We start from the raw sequence: 20316 nt of genomic DNA on the forward strand, positions 1-20316 counted from the left end.
CATGCGCGAGAAAATCAAGCTGGTATCTTCAGCAGGCACTGGTCACTTCTACACGACCAAAAAGAACAAGCGTAACACTCCGGAAAAAATCGAGATCAAAAAGTACGATCCGGTTGTCCGTAAGCACGTTGCGTACAAGGAAGCCAAGATCAAGTAATTGATCCTGCCTCCACAAAAAACCCGGCATCTGCCGGGTTTTTTATTGCCTGGACGCATCAGACAAGACTCAGAATGTTTCCAGATAGCCTTTGGGCAGCGCCACATCCATGGCAATGGGAAGGTGGTCGGAAACCGGATAGCTCACCACTTCAGAGCGCCGGATTTCCAGAGAGGGACTGACAAGAATATGGTCAAGCGCCTTTTCCGGGCGCCAGCTCGGGAAGCTGTGCGCGGTGTCGGGCAGCGGAATCAGATCGGTTTCTTTCAGCGGTGTTCGTGTCAGCAACTGCTCTGCATGGGCATTCATGTCCCCCATCAGCACCACATGCCGATAGCTCGCAATCTGCTCGCGGATAAATCCAAGCTGCTTCTGCTGGGCCGACTTGCTGAGAGAGAGATGCATCAGCACCAGTACCAGCGGGTCTTCCTCATCCCCGTAGCGCGCAATGATGGCGCCACGCCCGGGAATCAGTCCCGGCAACTTGTGTTCAGTGACATCCAGCGGGCGGAAACGGCTCAACAGGCCATTACTGTGCTGGGCAATCTGGCCGAGGTTGCGATTTAATTGCTGGTACCAGTAAGGAATCCCGGCCGCCTCGGCCAGGTATTGCACCTGATTGATGTAACCACTGCGGAGACTGCCGCCATCACACTCCTGCAGGGCAACCACATCATACTGGCTGAGCAGGGTGGCAATCCGATCCAGGTTTTCGTAGCGCCGGCGATTGGGCAGAAAATGCTGCCAGCTGCGGGTCAGGTAATGGTGATAGGACGAAGTGTTGATACCAACCTGAATATTGAAAGTCAGTAGCCGGATGTGCCGGTGAGCTTCAAACTCCGGCACATGCTCGCTCCCGGAACAAGTGCCCCGGGAGCTTTCCTGGTTTCTGAGTATACCGTTCAGCTGGTTACGGATTCGCTTGTACATTATCAGCCGCTTCTCCGGTCAGCCCATCCAGCGCCCGGCGAACCGCATGGCGCCTTACTCAGACCCGCTGCGCTCTTTTTCCGCCAGATACTCGACCACCTTCAGGGTGTTTTCGTGACTACCCGCCATGGAGGCACTTACCACGTACTTGCCATCAACCAGCATAGTCGGTGTACCGGTAATGCGCGCGCCACGAATCTTGGCCTGGGCCTGCTGCACTCTGGCACGCACCCCGAAACTGTTGTAGTTTTCCAGAAACTTCTCGGCGTTCACGCCATACCCGGCAACAAAATCAGCCAGAGCTTCCGGGGTATTGAGGGGACGGCGCTCTCCGGCCAGGGCATCGAACAGCGCGTCATGCACCTTGTCCAGCTCGCCCATGGCCTCAAGGGCATAGAATGCGTAGGCATGCGGCTCCCAGCTGCGACCCAGTGCCGCCGGCAGCTTCACATAGTTGATGTAGTCCGGAGCCTCCGCTTCCCAGGCTTCAGCCAGCGGCTTGAAGTTGTAGCAGTGCGGACAGCCGTACCAGAAGACTTCCGCCACTTCGACACCGTTATCCGATGCCGTTCTTACCGGATTATCCAGTACCCGGTAGTGTTCTCCGGCCACCCAGGGCTGGGCATTGACTAGGGAAGCAGCAGACAACAGTGAAAGCGCCAGAACGGCGGAAGACGTCAGGGTTCTGATCATCGGGAATCTCCGAGCCATCAATGAATTTTAACGGGGATTATGACCCAGGGATGCGAAAAAGTTCCACCGGAGGGCCAAAGGAATGCGTTACCGAACGGTTAGGTATTATGAATACCGGATACCAAAAACCCCGCCGAGGCGGGGTTTTCAGTCGTAACTGACGGCTGTCGATCAGTTCAGGCCGGATACGTAGCTGGCGACCGCCTCAATCTCAGCGTCTGTCAGCTTGGAGGCAACATCCATCATGATGCCGGCATTCGCGCCTCCGGCGCGCTCACCCGCCCGGTAAGCTTTCAACTGCTTGATAACATATTCTGCAGTCTGTCCGCCCAAGGCAGGGTAACCTGCCGGCTCGTTGCCAATGCCGGAGGGGTTATGGCAACCGGAACAGGCCGGTACACCGGAGGCCATATTGCCGCCGCGGTACAGTGCCTGACCCTGCTCAACCAGATCCGGATTGGCCTGACCAACAACCATTTCCTGGCTGTTGAAGTAGGCAGCCAGATCCTGCAAATCCTGATCGGACATGGCGTTGAGCAGGCCCGTCATTTCAGGAATGGCACGATCCCCGGATTTGATGTCAACCAGCTGGTTGTACAGATATTTCTCGCCCAGACCGGACAGTTTTGGATACACAGCCATTACCGGCTTGGCTCCGCCCTGACCATGACAGCCCGCACACACTGCTGCGTTCTGTTCACCCGCTGCCGGATCTCCTGCCCCGTGAGCCATCGCTGTAAGGCCAACTCCGAGAACAACTCCTGCGATCAGTCTTTTCATGCTCGCTCCGCTTCTCTCATCTTTGCATCTTGAAAGTATTCTTCGTTGTGCAGCCGGCAGGCACTGGGTCGTCAGGTGCAAAACCGGGGCATACAGCGGCAACGCGAGGCGTCCCGCCGGAAATTGGTGTAGCATTATACATTAATCGCCGATAACTGAAATCCAAAGGAACACCAACCGTCGTGGACCCTGATCTGACTCAAAAAAGCCTCTCGTTCAACAGCGCCCGTTTTCTCATCAGCGCCTCCAAACTGGACGAATGCCCCCCCGACCATGGCGCCGAAGTTGCCTTTGCCGGCCGCTCCAATGCGGGCAAATCCAGCGCCCTGAACGCCATCACCGCCAATGGCAAACTGGCTCGCACCAGTAAAACCCCCGGCCGGACCCGGCTGATCAACTTTTTCAGCCTGAATCGGGAACATGCCCGTCTGGTCGACCTGCCCGGTTACGGCTATGCGAAAGTGTCCCGGGACATGAAAGACGACTGGCAACAGCATCTCGGCCATTACCTGAATGATCGCCGCTGCCTGCGTGGTCTGGTTCTGGTGATGGACATCCGGCACCCGCTCACCGATTTCGACCAGATGATGGTGGAATGGTGTGAACATAACCACCTTCCGCTCATGATTCTGGCCACGAAGGCCGACAAACTGAAGTTTGGTCAGGCAAAAACCGCCATGCTGGGTATCGCGAAAACGCTGAAGGAATATCAATGTGTGGAGCACCTCATCATGTTCTCCGCCACCTCCAAGCGCGGAGTCGACGAGTGCCGGGAAGCGCTGACCCACTGGCTGGAAGCCTCGGAACAGGCGCCGGTTGAGGCATAAAAAGCCGGCCTGAAGAAGACAGGCCGGTGAAAACGTCAGGGTTTGCGACGTGCTATGTGCCTCTGCAACAACAGAGGCCGAAAACCTGAGAACTCACTCAGGAGACGCAGGGAGTGTCCGGTTCCCAACGTCATTAGCTGTGACTGCGCCGCATTCAAAAAGTTCAATTTCAGATCAAACTTTGACCAGGCCAGCCAGGCTCATGCCTCAACGCCAGAAACACCCTGGGCTTCAGGCAAGGTAGGACGGTATTTTTCTCGCAATGCCAGCACCCGCTCACGATACTCCGGCGTGAGATAGGGCACTTCCAGTGTCAGCACCTGATAGATCCCCTGTTTTAACTCGGTCAGGGACAGACTGGCAGGCTCCTCGGCCGCATGAGCCGTCTTCAGAAACGCCATCCAGTTGGTAATCACCAGCCAGACATTCAGTGACATGGCCGAACGCAGATCCTCCGGCTGAGGCTGGATAATGCCGGCATCCGCCAGCTTTGCGAAAATCCGGTTGATGGCCGCCAGACAGCGATTGGTAAACTCCCGGTAGTCCCGGCGCAGCCGCGGGTCACTGTCGAGCAGGTATTCCAGATCCCGGTGGAAGAAGCGATAGCTCCAGAGGCCGTCAAACACCGACTCCAGATAGAAGGTCATATCCTCCAGGGTGATCGGTCGGTCTTCCGGAATATCCAGGTAGTAGTCCACCAGCTTTTCATATTCCTGGAAAATCTCGTAGATGATGTCGGACTTGTTGCGGAAGTGGTAATACAGATTACCCGGCGATATCGCCAGGTGCGCGGCAATGTGATTGGTGGTGATGTTGCGCTCACCCTTGTCATTAAACAGCTCCAGGCTGGATAACAGTATCTTGTCTCTGGTTTTCATCGTCATGCCGGTGTTTGTTGTTATCAGTGTCACGGATGGCCTAAAGAGCCATCCGGCTTTCTTGACTGCCTAGAGTATATACTCTAATAATAGCCTCAAGCGCAAATCGCACAGATTTTGGCCAACGACAATAACCGACTGCCAGCGCCTGTCGCTCCAGGCAGTCAGGGGGAGAAAACCATGGGTGCCACCGTCGTCCAGCTCACAGAGAGCAAGAAGCAGATCCAGCACACGCATCGCGTCTTTGAGGACCAGAAGAAGGCCTTCCGCAACAACCCGATGCCGTCCCTGACCGAGCGCAAAGAGAACCTCAAGCGTCTGAAACGGGCGCTACTGGCCCATCAGGATCGCCTGGTCGAGGCCATCGATCGGGATTTCAGCTGTCGCTCCAAAGACGAATCCCTGATTGCCGAAGTCATGCCGTCTATTCAGGGCATCAATTACACGCTGAAGAATCTCGGCGACTGGATGAAGCCCTCCAAACGCCATGTTTCGGTTCTGTTCCAGCCCGCCAGCAACAAGGTTTACTACCAGCCCAAAGGGGTTGTAGGCGTCATCGTGCCCTGGAATTACCCTCTGTATCTGGCGGTCGGTCCACTGGTCGCTTCCCTGGCGGCCGGCAACCGCACCATGATCAAGATGTCGGAATTCACTCCGCACACGTCGGCCCTATTCAAAGAGATCATCGAGTCGATGTTCCCGGAGGATCTGGTGTCGGTGATCACTGGCGAGGCCGATGTGGCTGCTGATTTCTCCCAACGGCCTTTCGATCACCTGCTGTTTACCGGTTCTACTTCGGTGGGCAAGCTGGTGATGCGCGCGGCAGCCGAAAACCTGACCCCGGTAACCCTTGAGCTCGGCGGCAAATCCCCGGCCATTGTTTCGCCGGATGTGCCGATGGAAGATGCGGCCCAGCGTATCGCCTTCGGCAAAGCCTTCAATGCCGGCCAGACCTGTGTGGCACCGGACTATGTGCTCTGCCCCGCCGACCGGGTGCAGGCGTTCGTAGATGAATTCCGGGCACGGTTCGCCGAGATGTACCCCAGCCTGCGGGATAACGACGACTACACGGCCATCATCAATGAGCGCCAACACCATCGCTTGCAGGGCTATCTTGAGGATGCCCGGGCCAAAGGCGCGGAACTGGTGGAGATCAATCCCGCCAACGAGAACATGAAGGACGGTACCCGGAAGATTCCGCTGACACTGGTGCTGAAGACCACGCCGGACATGAAGGTGATGCAGGACGAGATTTTCGGCCCGATCCTGCCGATCATCAGTTACGGCAGTCTGGACGAGGCGATCCATTACATCAATGACCGGCCACGGCCGCTGGCACTGTATTTCTTTGGCTACGACAAGTCGCACCAGCAGCATGTGGTGGACAACACCCATTCCGGCGGCATGTGCATCAATGATGCCCTGATGCACGTGGCCCAGGACGACCTGCCGTTCGGCGGGATTGGTGATTCCGGTATGGGGCACTATCACGGCAAGGAAGGCTTCCTGACCTTCTCCCATCACCGGGCGATTTTCACCAAGCAGAAGTTCAACAGCGGCAAATACGTGTATGCGCCCCATGGTACGGCGGCGCATCGGTTGGTGTATAAGCTGTTTATTCGTTAATCAGAGAACACCACTTCTCTCCAGCCCCAGCCTTCGGACTGGGTGCAGGCCGGCGGGAGGGAGGTCTTTCCGGGACACGCCGTAAATACTTCCCTGTAGGCTTGAGCAAAACATCCCTGTTTTGCACAGTCCCGGAAAGACCTCCCTCCCACCGGCGATCAAACGTTTCGCAACGCGCAAAATAAAGATAACAAAACGGCCAACAATCAGATGACAGACCCAGTTTCGACAGACAGCTCGCCCAACGCATCCTCTCTGGACCGCCGCAGTTTCCTCAAAACCGGTTTAGGGGGCGCGGTGTTCCTGAGCACCGTCAGCCTCTCTGCCGGGCTAACCGGCTGTGCTACGGCCCCCGCAGGCCGGGTCAGTGCGGTCGACAGCCGCATGGACGCCCGCTACCAGTTCCAGTTTCTGAGCCGGGATGACATCGCCCTGTTCGAGGCCCTGTTGCCCGCCATGTTTGCCGGAGCTCTGCCGGAGGAACCCAACCAGCGTCGCTTTGCCATTGCCGGAACGATTGAACGGATCGACCAGGGCATTGTGAAGTTCGGCCCGGCGAATCAGCAGGAGCTGCGCAAGCTCTTTGATCTGCTTAACTTTGCCCCCACCCGGATCGCCCTGGCGCGGGTATGGTCAGACTGGCCCTCGGTCAGTACCGCCGATGCCGACGCGTTTCTGCGGCGCTGGCGCGACAGTCGGATCGGACTTTTGAATAACGGCTACATTGCCCTGACCAAGATCAGCAACGTCGCCTTCTATGGGCATGAAGACCACTGGCACCTGTCTGGTTACCCGGGGCCTCCCGCCTGGATGGTGGATGCCTTGCCACAGTTCAATCCTGCCGCTTGATAAACCCCGGATACCCATCGTATTAAGGAGCGAAGTATGTCCATGAACGATCCCATTGCCCGGGGACTGGCTGCCGGCTGGAATGTGACCGACGCCAGCAAACTGAGCGAAAACCGCACGGTAGAGGCGGATGTTGTGGTTATCGGCACCGGTGCCGGGGGCGGCACAACCGCGGAGATCCTGGCCCGTCAGGGGCTGTCGGTTATTCTGGTGGAAGAGGGTCGACTGTATTATCAGAAAGACTTCAAGATGGACGAGCTGACGTCCTACGCCAATCTGTACCAGGAAGGCATGAGCCGGGTCACCGCCGATGGCGCCATCGCGATTTTGCAGGGCCGCTGTGTCGGAGGCTCCACCACGGTAAACTGGACCAGCAGCTTCCGCACCCCGGACGAAACGCTCACCTACTGGAGCCAGGAGCTCGGCCTCGAAGGACTGGCACCGGACGCCATGGCCCCATGGTTTGAGGGCCGTGAGCAGCGCCACAACATGGCGCCCTGGGAAACCCCACCCAACCTGAACAACGACATCCTGCGCCAGGGCTGCGAAAAACTCGGCTACTCCTGGCAGGTAATCCCAAGAAACGTCAAAGGCTGCTGGAACAGCGGTTACTGCGGCGTAGGCTGCCCCACCAACGCCAAACAGGGGGCACTACTCACCACCATCCCGGGCGCACTGGATCACAAAGCACAGCTCTTCCACGGTCTGCGGGCGGAACGCCTGGTGATGAGTCAGGACCGGATCGACCACCTGCTCGCCTCCGCCATGGGCCCGGACGGCGCCACCCCATCCGGCGTCACGATCACCCTGAAAGCCCGGCAATTCGTGGTCGCCGCCAGCGCCATTGGCTCCCCCGGCCTGCTGCTTCGCTCGCAGTTGCCCGACCCTTACCAGCGCGTGGGCAAGCGATCCTTCATCCATCCGGTCAACGCCACCGTCGCCCGCATGCCGGCGAAAATCGACCCGTTCTACGGCGCTCCCCAGTCCATCTACTCGGACGAATTTAACTTCAAGGCAGGCACCGACGGCCCGGCAGGTTACAAACTGGAAGTACCGCCCCTGCACCCGGCCATGGCAGCCGGCGTGGTACCCGGCCACGGCCAGCCACAGCGAGACAACCTGGGCCAGCTGCCCTGGATGCAATCGGTCATCGCCCTGCTGCGCGACGGCTTCCACCCGGACAGCCCGGGCGGCACAGTGTCACTCAGAGACGACGGCAGCCCGGTACTGGACTACCCGATCACCGACTACCTCTGGCAAGGCTTGCGCAAGGCCTACCTCACCATGGCCGAAATCCAGTTCGCCGCCGGCGCCGAAGCCGTCCAGGCCATGCACCTGGACTCTGACTGGTACACCAGCTGGAACCAGGCCAGAGACGCCATCAACAACCTGCCCATGAAACCCCACCGCGCCCGCCTGTTCACCGCGCACCAGATGGGCGGCTGCAGCATGGGCACTGACCCGAAAACCTCGGTAGTGAACAGTTTCGGTGAGCATCACCACATCGCCAACCTGAACATCCACGATGCCTCCATCTTCCCCACCAGTATCGGCGCCAACCCGCAGTTGTCGGTGTATGCACTGGCGGCGAGAAACAGCAACCGGTTGGCGCAGAAGCTAAGAAAGCAAGGCTAGCCTTCGCTCCTGCAATAAGATGAAAACGCGGAAAACTCCCAGAGATTCCGGGGAGACCTGCACTCAGTTGAGTAGCGTTGGTCGGGGGTGGCCTCCCGGGAGTCTTGAGGGCCATGGACGGCCCGAAAGAAGCTCACAGGGAAGTGCTCGTAGCGTCTCCCGGGAGGCCACCCCCGACCGGCGCCAGCACCTAAACAAGGCACCATTCGCAAAAGGCCCGGTACACCACGCGGACTACAGCATGTAAACGGTTCCTGCTATCCTACGGCTCACCAACAAAAGGAGCTGTGCATGCCCAAAGTCATCTATCCCGGCACCTTCGACCCCATCACCAACGGCCACACCGACCTCATCGAACGGGCCGGCCGCATGTTCGATGAAATTGTCGTCGCCGTCGCCTACAACCCGAAAAAGCAGCCACTTCTCAATCTTGAAGAACGCTGCGAACTGGTCCGCAAGGCCACCGCACACCTCCCCAACGTCAGCGTCACCGGTTTCAGCAACCTGCTCGCCGACTTCGTGCGCGAGCAAAACGCCTCCGTTATCCTGCGGGGACTGCGCGCGGTTTCTGACTTTGAATATGAATTCCAGCTTGCCGACATGAACCGCCGACTGGCGCCGGAAGTTGAGAGCGTGTTCCTGACTCCCGCCAACCACCTCTCTTACATCTCCTCCACCCTGATTCGCGAAATTGCCTCGCTGGGCGGGGACATTTCCGAGTTTGTAGACCCGGCTGTGGCAGAAGCCCTGCAACAGAAGTTCAGCGAATCCTGAGGAAAATCCGAAGGGCGTTGATGATCACCGAAGCGCAGCTGATGGCGAAGTACCAGCAGCTGGCGGGTCGTTGAGATTCAGAGCAGCGGAGGCAGGGGGATTTCCACGTCGTTTACGGTGAGTACCAGATCCTCCATCCGGCCATCCATGACCAGGCGCTCACCGTTCTGAACCAGCAGGCCCTGTTTGATCAATGGCGCCACCTGCATACGCACGGCGGGATAGTCTTCCGCAAGGGCAACCGGCATGCTGAAATTCACACTCCCGGTCAGCGCCTGCATGACCATCAACATGTTGTCACGCTGCTGATCGGAGAGCTCCGGATGGCTGATGTCCAGTGAGCCGGTAACTTCCCCTTCAGGCGTTGCCAGACTGAGCTCCCGGATCCCCATGGAAAATCCTTCGGCAGCAAGACTGCGGAGCGCTTCGTTAAAACGCTGCATCACCGCCATCTGTTGTTCAAACGCGGCCCTCGGGTCGTCTCCGGCGGTCAAAGCCAGTGCCTGCATATCCGCCATGGCGCCACTGAAGTCATTCCAACTGGCCACATCCAGGTTCTCCAGCGCCACCTCCAGCCGATGCGGCCCAAAGGCCTGATCCGCCAGAGCGGCCGATTCCAGCGACAGGGTAACCTGCGAGTCCAGGCGCTCGCCGTTCTGGCGGGCATCACTGGCGCTTTCAAGCGACATCCCGGCCAAGGTCATTGCGGGAGCCTGAGCCCCCTGCAAGGTCAGGTTATCCACGGTCATCACGCCAGCGCCGGTCCAGATATCCCCCACCAGCCATTCCATGCTCTGTTCCATATGGACGTTATCGATCGTCACATCCATTTCCGAATCACTGAGGCGGATAGCCGGCCAGACCACCAGCAAGTCTGCCGCTTCACCAAGACGCCCAACATCAATCCGCACCAGACCGCCACTGCTCTTGAGGGAGGTTTCCCGCTCCGGGTTATCAATGTCCATCACCGGTGCTGTCAGCTCAAGCGTGGCGCTGCCCCAGAGCCGGGTTTCCAGCGTCAGACTGGGCTCATCGTCCGGAAACCAGTCAGCACCCTCTGGCTGCCACCCCTGGCGCGGGCGAAAATCCATCAGGCTGCCGGTGACGCCATGGGACACCTGGATTTCGATGGCTATGGTGTGAGAATCACCGGTCTCAGGATCTCTCAGGGTCACGGTAGCGGATACCTCGGAACCAAGCACACCACGACGATACTGCTCGGTCTCAAGATTCAGAAAGGGCTGGGCCCGGTTTACTTCCAGTGTTGCTTCACGCCAGTGCTGCTCGGTGACATAGCCCACACCCCAGGGAGCACCGCCAGCCACCAGCAGTACGGCCAGACCGGCCAGCGTCCATTTTTTCAGTTTCAAGGTATCCGTCCTGTGATTATTTCGGTGCCGGCCCACCGGCCTCAGTTGGGTTTGCCGGTCAGACGCTCCAGCAGGACCAGCTGTGATGCCAGTCGCTCTTCGCCTTCCCCGGGCTGATTCTGAATGTAACTGCCATCGGGCTGCAACACCCAGGCCTGGCAATTGTCCGCCAGATAGGTATCCAGATCTTCCCGCAGGCGTGCAATCAGCGCGGGCTCCTCAACCGGGAACGCGGTTTCGACCCGGTGCAGAAGATTGCGCTCCATGCCATCAGCACTGGAACAATACACCTCGGGCCGGCCACTATTACCGAAATAGTACACCCGCGTGTGCTCCAGGAAGCGGCCGATCACCGAGCGCACCCGGATATTGTCCGAGAGTCCCGGCACTTCCGGACGCAGGCAGCAGATGCCACGGATGACCAGATCAATCTTGACCCCGGCCTGGGAGGCCCGATACAGGGCCTTGATCATCTGCGGCTCGGTCAGGGCATTGAACTTGAAGATAATCCGCCCCTGCTCACCATAGCTGGCCTCTCGTTCGATCAGACTGATCAGACGGTTGTGCAAGGTAAACGGCGCATGAAACAGCTTTTTGATCTTCAACGCCTTGCCCATGCCGGTTAACTGCTGGAACAGCTTGTTGACGTCGTCGCCGATGGACTCGTCACAGGTCATGAAACTGTAGTCGGTGTACAGGCGTGCGTTCCCGGCATGGTAATTACCGGTGCCCAGATGCACGTAGCGCCGCAAGCGGCCTTCTTCCCGGCGGACAATCAGGATCATCTTGGCGTGGGTTTTGTACCCGACCACACCGTAAACCACGATCACGCCGGCTTCCTGCAGCCGACTGGCCAGCTCCAGGTTCTCGGCCTCACTGAAACGGGCTCGCAGCTCGATAACCGCCGTCACTTCCTTGCCTCGACGCGCGGCATCGGCCAGGGCCTCAACAATTTCCGAGTCGGCACCGGTGCGATAAAGCGTCTGGCGAATGGCCAGCACCTGTGGATCCTTGGCTGCCTGGCGCAGCAGATCCACCACCGGGCTGAAGTTTTCATAGGGATGTAACAGCAGCAGGGGCCGTTTGCGAATGGCATCGAACATGGATTCCTTGCTACGAATCTGGCGAGGAATCGACGGCGAGAAGCTGGAATAGGTCAGGTCTGGCCGGTCCACCAGGCCACCCACCGCCATCAATCGAGTCAGGTTTACCGGGCCGTGGACCTGGTAGAGATCCCGCTCGGTCAGACCGAATTCCCGAAGCAGGAACTGCACCAGCTCTTCTGGGCAGTTATCCGCCACCTCAAGGCGAACGCCATCGCCAAACCGACGGCTTAGCAGCTCGCCGCGCAGGGCCGACGCCAGGTCTTCCAGATCGTCTTCAAGCTCAAGGTCCGCGTTCCGGGTCAGCCGGAACTGATAACAGCCCTTCACCTCCATACCCGGAAACAGCTCATCAGCATGGGCGTGAATCATGGACGACAGAAACACCAGGTTGTCACCACCCTCGCACACCTCATCCGGCAAGCGCACCAGGCGCGGCAGGGAGCGGGGCGCGGGCACAATCGCCATCCCGGTCTCACGACCAAAGGCATCCTTGCCGTCCAGCTCAACGATGAAGTTCAGGCTCTTGTTCACCAGGCGGGGGAACGGGTGTGATGGGTCCAGCCCGATCGGGCTGACCACCGGCAGAATTTCCTCGTCAAAGTAATTGCGCACCCACTCGGCCTGGGCCGGTGTCCACTCGCGGCGCCGGACAAAGTGGATGTTCTCCTGCTCCAGCTCCGGAATCAGGACATTATTGAGAATATCGTACTGTTCGTGGATATAGTCGTGGGCAACGCGGCTGATCTCCGCCAACACCTGTTCCGGCAACATGCCGTCGACACCCACCGTTTCGCGGCCATACTTCATCTGCTGGCGCAGGCCCGCCACCCGGATTTCAAAGAACTCATCCATGTTACTGCTGAAAATGCAGCAGAAGATCAGACGATTGATCAGAGGATGCGTGGTATCCAGCGCCTGCTTCAACACCCGGTAATTGAACTGCAGCTGGCTCAGTTCGCGGTTGAAGTAGTTCTCGCTGGCATCCAGATTCACTTCCTCACCAACGGGAGGAAGATCCACCGGCGCCGGGACGCTCTGTTCACTGCCTGTCTCTGTCACGGTTTCGCTTGTCATTGCTCTTTATATCCATCGTTGAGGCGGGCTTCGGCCACCAGCCGCTGCCCGCTTATGATCGCTGTCGTTCCCGCATCAGTCTGGCGGCGCGCACGGCGAAATAGGTCAGAATGCCATCGGCACCGGCACGGCGCATGGCCATCAGGCTCTCCATCATGACCGCGTCGCCATCCAGCCAGCCGTTTTGAGCTGCGGCCATATGCATGGCGTATTCGCCACTGACCTGGTACACAAACGTTGGCACCTGCAGTTCGGTTTTCACCCGGCGCACGATATCCAGATAGGGCATGCCCGGCTTGATCATCACCATATCGGCGCCTTCAGCCAGATCCATGGCCACCTCATGAATGGCCTCATCACTGTTGGCCGGATCCATCTGATAGGTGGCTTTGTTACCCTTGCCAAGGTTGGCAGCCGAGCCGACCGCATCCCGGAACGGACCGTAATAACTGGACGCATACTTGGCAGAGTAGGCCAGAATCCGGGTATTCACATAGCCTGCCCCTTCCAGGGCTTCTCGAATAGCCGCCACCCGACCATCCATCATGTCAGAGGGTGCCACCACATCGGCACCGGCATCCGCGTGGGACAGTGCCTGATTGACCAGCGCTTCAACCGTGACATCGTTCAGCACATAGCCATCGTTGTCGATAATGCCGTCCTGCCCATGGGTGGTGAACGGATCCAGCGCCACATCGGTAATCACCCCCAGCTCCGGATGCGCCTTTTTCAGGGCACGAACCGCCCGCTGGGCCAGGCCATCAGAATCCCACGCGCCGGAGCCGGACAGATTCTTTTTCTCCGCTGGTACCACCGGGAACAGCGCCAAGGCGGGAATACCCAGCTCTACCAGTTCCGCCGCCTGCTCCACCAGCAGATCGACGCTAAGGCGCTCGACACCCGGCATGGAGGGTACGGATTCACGCTGATTCTCGCCTTCAAGCACAAACACCGGGAAAATCAGGTTATCGGGTGACAACTGGTTCTCCCGAACCAGACGACGGGAAAAATCACTGGCACGATTGCGACGCAAACGGGTGAACGGATAGGCTCGACTGGAGTGCGCAAGACACGGCTTCGACACGGATAACCTCCTGAACATGGATGGCCTTGGAAAGTGATGACATCATACACCCCAGAAGCCGCCCGTTGCAGGCCTGAGCCGAGTGTGCCGTTGACAGATGACAAAGAGATGACAGAAAAACAGAGTTGCCGGGGCAACGGAAGCCGCTGCCCGGCGAGGAAACGCCATCAGAGGGAACGGTTGTTGAACCCGATCTCCACCTTGCGCGGGGTATCAGAACGGAAGGTGGTGTCCACCTCCTGTATCTTTCCGCCGCCTTGCAGGAAGGCCTCAATATCTGCCTGCAACTGGGCCCGAACCCGCGCACGGCCGGCAATGGAATGGTTATCGTCGCTGTCGCTGGTCCAGTTGCTGGACTGCTCCAGATTGCTTTCGTCGAATTCACTCATGGCTTATCTCCATCAACGAAAACAGCTTTACGGGTGGCCAGATGCTCTGGAAGACGCACCCCGTCTCGACTGCCGGCCATCTGACGGCCCGTCTTGGCGTCTTTATAATCTGCTTTCACGACCGACGCTATTTCCTGACAACCACTTTTTTGTAATTTTTTGTAATTGGAGATAACCCATTGTTTTAAAAGATCAGATAACAGCCCTTTAATGGCACACAGAATTGACATAAAGAATGAATATTGATTCAATGCTTGCAAGGAGCCGGCATGGCCTACCGCGAAACTGAAAAAATGCGCCAGCGCAAAGCCGAAGCGCGGAAAAAGATCATTGAATGCACCTGGGAGTGCGTATCCGAAGGCGGCTTCCGCAGCGCACGCATTACCCGCATCGCGGGGCTGGCCGGCGTTGCCACGGGCACTATCTACCGCCACTTCGAGTCACGGGAGGACCTGTTTGCAGAAATCTTTCGCCTGGCCACCCAACGTGAAGTCGACAAGGTCGCCGAAGCACTCGCGGTCGGCGGTAGTGCGGTTGAACGCCTGGACAACGCTCTGCGTCAGTTCGCCCGTCGGGCCCTGAAAGGCCCGATGAAAGCCTGGGCACTGATTGCCGAGCCGGTAGACCCGAAAGTCGAAGAAGAGCGACTGGTATACCGCAAAGCCTACGCCAACCTGTTTGAACAAGCGATCCGGAGCGGCATAACCGAGGGCTGCATACCGGATCAGGATGCCCGCCTTACCAGCACCTGCCTGGTTGGCGCCATCTCGGAATCCCTGGTGGGGCCGCTGTCACCGACCCAGACAGAAACACCACCGGGACACGACAACAACGAAGATGAGCTGGTCGACACCATCGTTTGCTTCTGCCTACGGGGGTTAACCGGCACCAGGAGCTAACCATGAACAGCCCGCAGCGCAAGACCGTGTCCAACGCCGACAGCCGCTATCTGTCAGCCACTCACGAGGTCATCAACCAGCCCCGGCCGCTGGAAAACTATAACCTCTATGAACAGGACAGCGCACTCCGGGAAGCCGTATTGCGAGAAGGCGCCGGCCACGCCAGCGAAGACCTCAGCCGCTTCGGCGCCTGGGCCGGCAAGGCCGACACCATCGAGCTGGGCAACCTGGCGAACGCCAACAAACCCAGCTTTCGTACCCACGACCGCTACGGCCACCGGGTAGACGAAGTCACCTTCCACCCGGCCTACCACGAACTCATGCGCGTGGCCTTGGAAAACGGCCTGCACAGCTCCCCCTGGACCAACCCGGGCAAAGGCGCCCACGTGGCCCGGGCCGCCAAGTATTACCTGCACTCCCAGGTGGAAGCCGCTCACTGTTGCCCGGTCACCATGACCTTCGCGGCGATCCCATCCATCCAGAACCAGCCAGACCTGGCCAAACTCTGGGCCCCGAAAATCCTGGCCAACGAATACGACAGTCGCAACGTGCCGGACGACGACAAAACCTCCGTCACCATCGGCATGGCCATGACCGAAAAACAGGGTGGCAGCGACGTGCGTGCCAACACCACCGTGGCCTACCCGACAGGACGGGAAGGTCCCGGACAGGCCTACGAACTGGTCGGCCACAAATGGTTCGTTTCCGCCCCCATGTGCGACGCCTTCCTGGTACTGGCCCAGACCACCAATGGCCTGTCCTGCTTCCTGATGCCCAGATGGCGCCCGGATGGCAGCAAGAACCCCTGGCAGGTACAGCAACTCAAGAACAAAATGGGTAACGTTGCCAACGCCTCCAGCGAAGTGGAAATCCGCGGTGCGCTGGCATGGATGGTGGGCGAGGAAGGCCGCGGCGTCAGAACCATCATTGAAATGGTCGCCATGACCCGCTTCGACTGCATGATTGGCAGCGCCGCCGGCATGCGCCAGGCCGTGGCCCAGGCGACGCACCACTGCCATAACCGCAGCGCCTTCGGCGCAACCCTCAGCGATCAGCCGCTGATGCAAAACGTCCTGGCCGACCTGATCATCGAAAACGAAGCCGCCCTCGCCTACACCATGCGCGTCGCACGGGCCATGGACAACCAGAACAACGAACACGAACGCCTGCTGGCCCGCCTGGCCACCCCCGTAGGTAAATACTGGATCTGCAAACGCACCCCCAACCACGCCTACGAAGCCATGGAATGCATCGGCGGCAGCGGCGTGATGGAAGACTGCATCATGCCCCGGCTGTTCCGGGAATCCCCGGTTAACGCCATCTGGGAAGGCAGCGGCAACGTCCAGTGCCTGGACACCCTCCGCGCCCTGCAGAAAGAACCGGAAACCCTCGACGCCTTCTTCAAAGAAGCCGCCGAAGCCAAAGGCACCGACAGCCGCTTCGACCAGTACCTGGCGCAACTGCAACACGACTTCGCCGACATCAGCGACTTCCAGTACCGCGCCCGCAACCTGGTCGACCGCATGGCCCTGACCATGCAAGGCTCATTGTTACTGCGCTTTGGCGACAAACACGTCGCCGATGCCTTCTGCGCCTCCCGCCTGCAAAGCAGCGGCGGCATGAACTACGGCAACCTGCCCTCCGGCACCAACCCGGCAGCGATTATCAAACGGGGGACGCCTGTAGTAGGCTAAAGACATTCACGGAGGCAAAACGGTTATGCAAACCGGACTCCCCCTATAAGGTTCATGAACATGCGGGGGATGCCTTTCCAAAACCTTGTGGAGCCATGGATGGCGGAACAGAGCGTACAGGGAAGTATTCACAGCGTGTTTTGGAAAGGCATCCCCCGCATGTTCCAACTCCAAGGTTAAGGCCACGATGTCGGACGCCCTTAGAAAACTGCTGAAAGAAGGCAAAACCCCACAACAGCACCAGGATATTACCCCCCACGTAGGCGTCCTCACCCTGCACTTCCAGCTCTACGGCTGCGAAGACCTCAAAGCCAAACGCAAAGCCTTCACCGCCATGAAAGCCATCTGGGGCAAAGAACCCGACCTCGCCGTCGCCGAAACCGCCGACCAGGAAGCCCTCGACTGTGCCACCTGGACCATCGCCGCCCTGGGCGCCAGCGCCCAGCAGATCACCCAGCGCCTTGACCAGGTCGAAAAAGACATCCAGGACCGCATCGACGCCGCCATCCTGGATGTACACCGGGAAATCCTCTAACCCGGACCAGTGGCCCGCCAGGCATGGCGTCATTGCCTGACAGGTCTTATACTACGCAGCCTCAGGGAACCAATGCCCCGCTTGGCGGCTGGCAGACATTTTTCGCAACCGGGCCACGCCCGGCTCCATCCGACGGGTTTCCGGAACCAACCCATCGGATACCACTGAATGTGTGTGGTGCTATGACCGGAAAGAAAAAATCCGCCCAGGCCTCATTAGAGGCAATGTATCGCGTGTTCACGGTGCCCGAAGCGCCGGAGTCGACCCTGAGCCGGATCGACCAGGACATCTCCCGTAACCTGGCCGGATTCCTCCAGGAGCACATCGTCGCCATCGAACGGGACCTGTCCGAAGTCGAGAAAGACTTCTCCGACTACGTCATCCCGGAGAAACCTGTTTTTGTCTCCGAGCAGACCCAGTTCCTGCTCGACAAACTGGTGGCCAACTCCGTTCATACCGCGTCACCCGCGTTCATCGGCCACATGACCTCGGCACTGCCCTACTTCATGCTGCCGCTGTCGAAGATCATGATCGCCCTGAACCAGAACCTGGTGAAAACCGAAACCTCCAAGGCGTTCACGCCCATGGAACGCCAGGTACTGGGCCAGATACACCGGCTGGTGTACCAGGAAGACGGTTCTTTCTATCGTAAATGGATGCACGATCCCCGGCACGCCCTGGGCGCCATGTGTTCCGGCGGCACGGTCGCCAACCTCACCGCCCTGTGGGTGGCTCGCAACCGTGCCTTCCCCGCTGAAGGAAGCTTCCGCGGTCTGCACGAAGAAGGCCTGTTCCGCGCCCTGAAATACTACGGCCATGAAGGCGCCGCCATCGTCGTCTCCAAACGAGGCCACTATTCCCTGCGCAAAGCCGCCGATGTCCTCGGCCTTGGCCGGGATGCCTTGGTGCCGGTGGAAACCGACGAATTCAACCGCATCCAGACCGATGCCCTGCGCGACAAATGTCTGGAGCTGCAGAAGCAGAAGATCAAGATCATGGCCATCTGCGGCGTGGCCGGCACCACCGAAACCGGCAACGTCGACCCGCTGGATGCCATGGCCGATATCGCCCGGGAATTCGGCGCCCACTTCCACGTCGACGCCGCCTGGGGCGGGCCAACCCTGTTCTCCCGCACCCACAAACACCTGCTGCGCGGCATCGAGAAAGCCGACTCGGTCACCTTCGACGCCCACAAACAGCTTTACGTACCCATGGGCGCCGGCCTGGTGGTCTTCAAAGACCCCGGCCTCGCCAGCGCGGTAGAACACCACGCCCAGTACATCATCCGGAAGGGTTCCCGGGACCTCGGCAGCACCACCCTGGAAGGCTCCCGCCCGGGCATGGCCATGCTGATCCACTCAGGCCTGAAAATCCTCGCAAGAGAAGGCTACGAAATTCTCATCGATCAGGGCATCGACAAAGCCAAAACCTTTGCCAACATGATCGATGAACAACCGGATTTTGAACTGGTCACCCGCCCGGAACTGAACATCCTGACCTACCGCTATTGCCCGGAAGATGTACGCCAGGCACTGGCCATGGCCGATGAGCTGCAGGCAGAAAAGATGAACACCTGCCTGAACCGCATCACCAAGTTCATCCAGAAAACCCAACGGGAACGCGGCAAAGCATTCGTCTCCCGAACCCGACTGGAGCCAGCCCGTTACTATCACTTCCCGTGCATTGTGTTCCGGGTGGTTCTGGCCAACCCGTTAACAACGCCGGATATTCTGGAAGATATTCTCAGGGAGCAGAGGGAACTGTCGAAGGATGATGGGATTGCCGATGAAATGGCCATCCTGCACCAGATGGCTGCGGCGGTTTTGAAGCAGAACCAGAAAGAAGCCAGGCAGGCCTGAGTTAGCCGGAATACTGCACCATCATCTGATGGCTAGGGGCGCGGGAAGTCTTTCCAAAACCTTGCGGAGCCAGTCGGGGCCCCACAAGGGGATGGGGAGCTTCTCCCAAAACACGCTGTGAATACATCCCTGTACGCTCTGCTCCGCCATCCATGGCTCCGCAAGGTTTTGGGAGAAGCTCCCCATCCCCTTGCTCAGAGTTCGTCGTTCAATACCGGGGATTAATCAATAAAGCGCCTCTTCGTCATCCAGCACCTCGTGCAGGATTTCCAGAAACATCTTGTCGGCCTCACTCCAGCTCTCCGGAATCCGGATCGTGGTATTGGCACTGATCTCACGAGCCATCAGCTCATCGGCATTGGCCTCGCCCTTGTACTTGCGGGCAATCTCCATGGACTTCACGGCAATCGTCGGATCGCTCATCACTTTCTTGATGAACACCCGCAACTCTTCAATCATCCGCGCCTGACGGCTCTCGACAGGTGAACTCATGTTGTACTCCCCGAATATGGATAGCGACAGGCCACGCCTGCCGGATGCATTGCCTATAGTATGGACAAAGCGCGGGGCCATCACCAGCCCCGCACAACAGTCAGACCATCAGGCCACGCAGGGTAAAGAACAGGAACGCCGCCATAATCGCTGACGCCGGCACGGTAATGATCCAAGCCGCGGCAATCTTTACCAGATGGGAGCGCTTGACCATCTCCTCACGGTATATCTTCTTCAGGCGCTTGCGCTCCGACTTGGACAAAGGCACCTGCTGCTTTTTCTTCTTCGCCTGCTTCAGCAGCTTCTCCATTTCCTCCACAGAGGCATTACGAAAATCATCCAGGAACGGCTTGAGGCGCTCCTGATCGGTCGGGTCATGCTGTTCGATGATTTTGTGCAACTGGGTCGCGTAGTTGGATTTCAGGTACTCACGCAGGAAGCCGACACCGAAAACGCCGCCAATGGCAATGTGGGTGGAACTGACCGGCAGGCCAAGCTGAGACGCCAGAATCACCGTCAGCGCCGCAGACAGCGCGATACAGAAGGCTCGGGTTTTGTCCAGCTCGGTAATCTCCGAGCCTACCGTTTTGATCAAGCGCGGCCCGAACAGCATCAGCCCGACCGCCAGCCCCAGGGCACCGACCAGCATCACCCAAAGCGGGATC

At 58.9% G+C, this 20316-nt stretch carries 21 protein-coding genes; 10 read left to right on the plus strand and 11 right to left on the minus strand.

All coding sequences use genetic code 11. The annotated features are described in order from the left end of the window. The first annotated feature begins 1 nt into the window (after position 1). Positions 2–157 (plus strand): 50S ribosomal protein L33, encoded by a 156-nt coding sequence (rpmG, locus tag B3Y70_RS04080; protein WP_008173465.1) that lies wholly within the window; start codon positions 2–4, stop codon positions 155–157. Positions 158–226: 69 nt separating this feature from the next. Here the strand turns inward: rpmG and B3Y70_RS04085 are convergent, their stop codons facing one another. The 3 genes from B3Y70_RS04085 to B3Y70_RS04095 all read right to left on the minus strand — a co-directional run bounded on the left by B3Y70_RS04085 (position 227) and on the right by B3Y70_RS04095 (position 2560). Beyond that, positions 227–1087 carry an endonuclease/exonuclease/phosphatase family protein gene (locus B3Y70_RS04085; protein ID WP_011786976.1) on the minus strand — a complete coding sequence of 287 codons (861 nt, stop codon included), beginning with the start codon at positions 1085–1087 and terminating at the stop codon, positions 227–229. Between the two features lie 54 nt (positions 1088–1141). Then, complete coding sequence (locus B3Y70_RS04090) at positions 1142–1780, minus strand: thiol:disulfide interchange protein DsbA/DsbL (RefSeq protein ID WP_011786977.1); 639 nt, start codon at positions 1778–1780, stop codon at positions 1142–1144. A gap of 171 nt (positions 1781–1951) precedes the next feature. After that, positions 1952–2560 carry a c-type cytochrome gene (locus B3Y70_RS04095; RefSeq protein ID WP_011786978.1) on the minus strand — a complete coding sequence of 203 codons (609 nt, stop codon included), beginning with the start codon at positions 2558–2560 and terminating at the stop codon, positions 1952–1954. Between the two features lie 182 nt (positions 2561–2742). Between B3Y70_RS04095 and yihA the strand changes: the two genes are divergently transcribed. Then, positions 2743–3387: a ribosome biogenesis GTP-binding protein YihA/YsxC gene (gene yihA, locus B3Y70_RS04100; RefSeq protein WP_114433702.1), complete on the plus strand. Its 645-nt coding sequence runs from the start codon at positions 2743–2745 to the stop codon at positions 3385–3387. Positions 3388–3587: 200 nt separating this feature from the next. Here yihA and B3Y70_RS04105 read toward each other — a convergent pair whose 3' ends face one another. Then, entirely contained in the window at positions 3588–4265 is a 678-nt protein-coding gene (locus B3Y70_RS04105) for a TetR/AcrR family transcriptional regulator (RefSeq protein WP_023009498.1), read from the minus strand. Positions 4266–4445: 180 nt separating this feature from the next. Here B3Y70_RS04105 and B3Y70_RS04110 point away from each other — a divergent pair, with 180 nt between their 5' ends. From B3Y70_RS04110 to coaD, 4 genes are all read left to right on the plus strand, one after another. Next, positions 4446–5891, plus strand: a complete 1446-nt coding sequence (locus B3Y70_RS04110; protein WP_023009497.1) for a coniferyl aldehyde dehydrogenase — start codon at positions 4446–4448, stop codon at positions 5889–5891. 210 nt (positions 5892–6101) lie between these two features. Then, the gene (locus B3Y70_RS04115; RefSeq protein WP_273031802.1) at positions 6102–6740 is read left to right on the plus strand and encodes a hypothetical protein; all 639 of its coding nucleotides are present in this window, start codon (positions 6102–6104) and stop codon (positions 6738–6740) included. A 36-nt stretch (positions 6741–6776) separates the two neighbouring features. After that, positions 6777–8375 (plus strand): GMC family oxidoreductase, encoded by a 1599-nt coding sequence (locus tag B3Y70_RS04120; protein WP_273031800.1) that lies wholly within the window; start codon positions 6777–6779, stop codon positions 8373–8375. A gap of 291 nt (positions 8376–8666) precedes the next feature. After that, positions 8667–9149, plus strand: coding sequence for a pantetheine-phosphate adenylyltransferase (gene coaD / locus B3Y70_RS04125; RefSeq protein WP_014422845.1), 483 nt, complete (start codon positions 8667–8669; stop codon positions 9147–9149). A gap of 77 nt (positions 9150–9226) precedes the next feature. On the opposite strand, the gene B3Y70_RS04130 is transcribed toward coaD, so the two are convergent. The 5 genes from B3Y70_RS04130 to B3Y70_RS04150 form a co-directional block, all read right to left on the minus strand. Then, positions 9227–10519: a DUF945 family protein gene (locus B3Y70_RS04130; protein WP_114433700.1), complete on the minus strand. Its 1293-nt coding sequence runs from the start codon at positions 10517–10519 to the stop codon at positions 9227–9229. Positions 10520–10560: 41 nt separating this feature from the next. After that, entirely contained in the window at positions 10561–12699 is a 2139-nt protein-coding gene (gene ppk1, locus B3Y70_RS04135) for a polyphosphate kinase 1 (protein ID WP_014422847.1), read from the minus strand. Between the two features lie 52 nt (positions 12700–12751). After that, on the minus strand, positions 12752–13801 hold the full coding sequence (gene hemB, locus B3Y70_RS04140) for a porphobilinogen synthase (RefSeq protein ID WP_114433699.1): 1050 nt from the start codon (positions 13799–13801) through the stop codon (positions 12752–12754). A gap of 149 nt (positions 13802–13950) precedes the next feature. After that, positions 13951–14172, minus strand: coding sequence for a hypothetical protein (locus B3Y70_RS04145; protein ID WP_011786988.1), 222 nt, complete (start codon positions 14170–14172; stop codon positions 13951–13953). Then, complete coding sequence (locus B3Y70_RS04150; RefSeq protein WP_273031792.1) at positions 14169–14432, minus strand: hypothetical protein; 264 nt, start codon at positions 14430–14432, stop codon at positions 14169–14171. The genes B3Y70_RS04145 and B3Y70_RS04150 overlap by 4 nt, the downstream gene beginning before the upstream one ends. Before the next feature lie 9 nt (positions 14433–14441). Between B3Y70_RS04150 and B3Y70_RS04155 the strand changes: the two genes are divergently transcribed. The 4 genes from B3Y70_RS04155 (at position 14442) to panP (ending at position 19159) form a co-directional block, all read left to right on the plus strand. Further along, positions 14442–15071, plus strand: coding sequence for a TetR/AcrR family transcriptional regulator (locus tag B3Y70_RS04155; protein ID WP_023009492.1), 630 nt, complete (start codon positions 14442–14444; stop codon positions 15069–15071). 2 nt (positions 15072–15073) lie between these two features. After that, complete coding sequence (locus B3Y70_RS04160; RefSeq protein WP_288589241.1) at positions 15074–16765, plus strand: isovaleryl-CoA dehydrogenase; 1692 nt, start codon at positions 15074–15076, stop codon at positions 16763–16765. A 187-nt stretch (positions 16766–16952) separates the two neighbouring features. After that, a complete protein-coding gene (locus B3Y70_RS04165; protein WP_273031786.1) occupies positions 16953–17300 on the plus strand; it encodes a DUF503 domain-containing protein in 348 nt (115 codons plus the stop codon). A gap of 182 nt (positions 17301–17482) precedes the next feature. Further along, a complete protein-coding gene (panP, locus tag B3Y70_RS04170; RefSeq protein ID WP_278351035.1) occupies positions 17483–19159 on the plus strand; it encodes a pyridoxal-dependent aspartate 1-decarboxylase PanP in 1677 nt (558 codons plus the stop codon). A 225-nt stretch (positions 19160–19384) separates the two neighbouring features. On the opposite strand, the gene B3Y70_RS04175 is transcribed toward panP, so the two are convergent. Together B3Y70_RS04175 and B3Y70_RS04180 are read right to left on the minus strand one after the other, a co-directional pair. After that, positions 19385–19651 carry a hypothetical protein gene (locus B3Y70_RS04175; RefSeq protein ID WP_288589243.1) on the minus strand — a complete coding sequence of 89 codons (267 nt, stop codon included), beginning with the start codon at positions 19649–19651 and terminating at the stop codon, positions 19385–19387. A gap of 100 nt (positions 19652–19751) precedes the next feature. Next, positions 19752–20316 (minus strand): inorganic phosphate transporter (locus tag B3Y70_RS04180; protein WP_288589245.1); only part of this gene is annotated, 565 nt, incomplete at its 5' end.

It is taken from the genome of Marinobacter sp. UBA5687 (assembly GCF_002420325.1).
GTDB lineage: Bacteria > Pseudomonadota > Gammaproteobacteria > Pseudomonadales > Oleiphilaceae > Marinobacter > Marinobacter nauticus.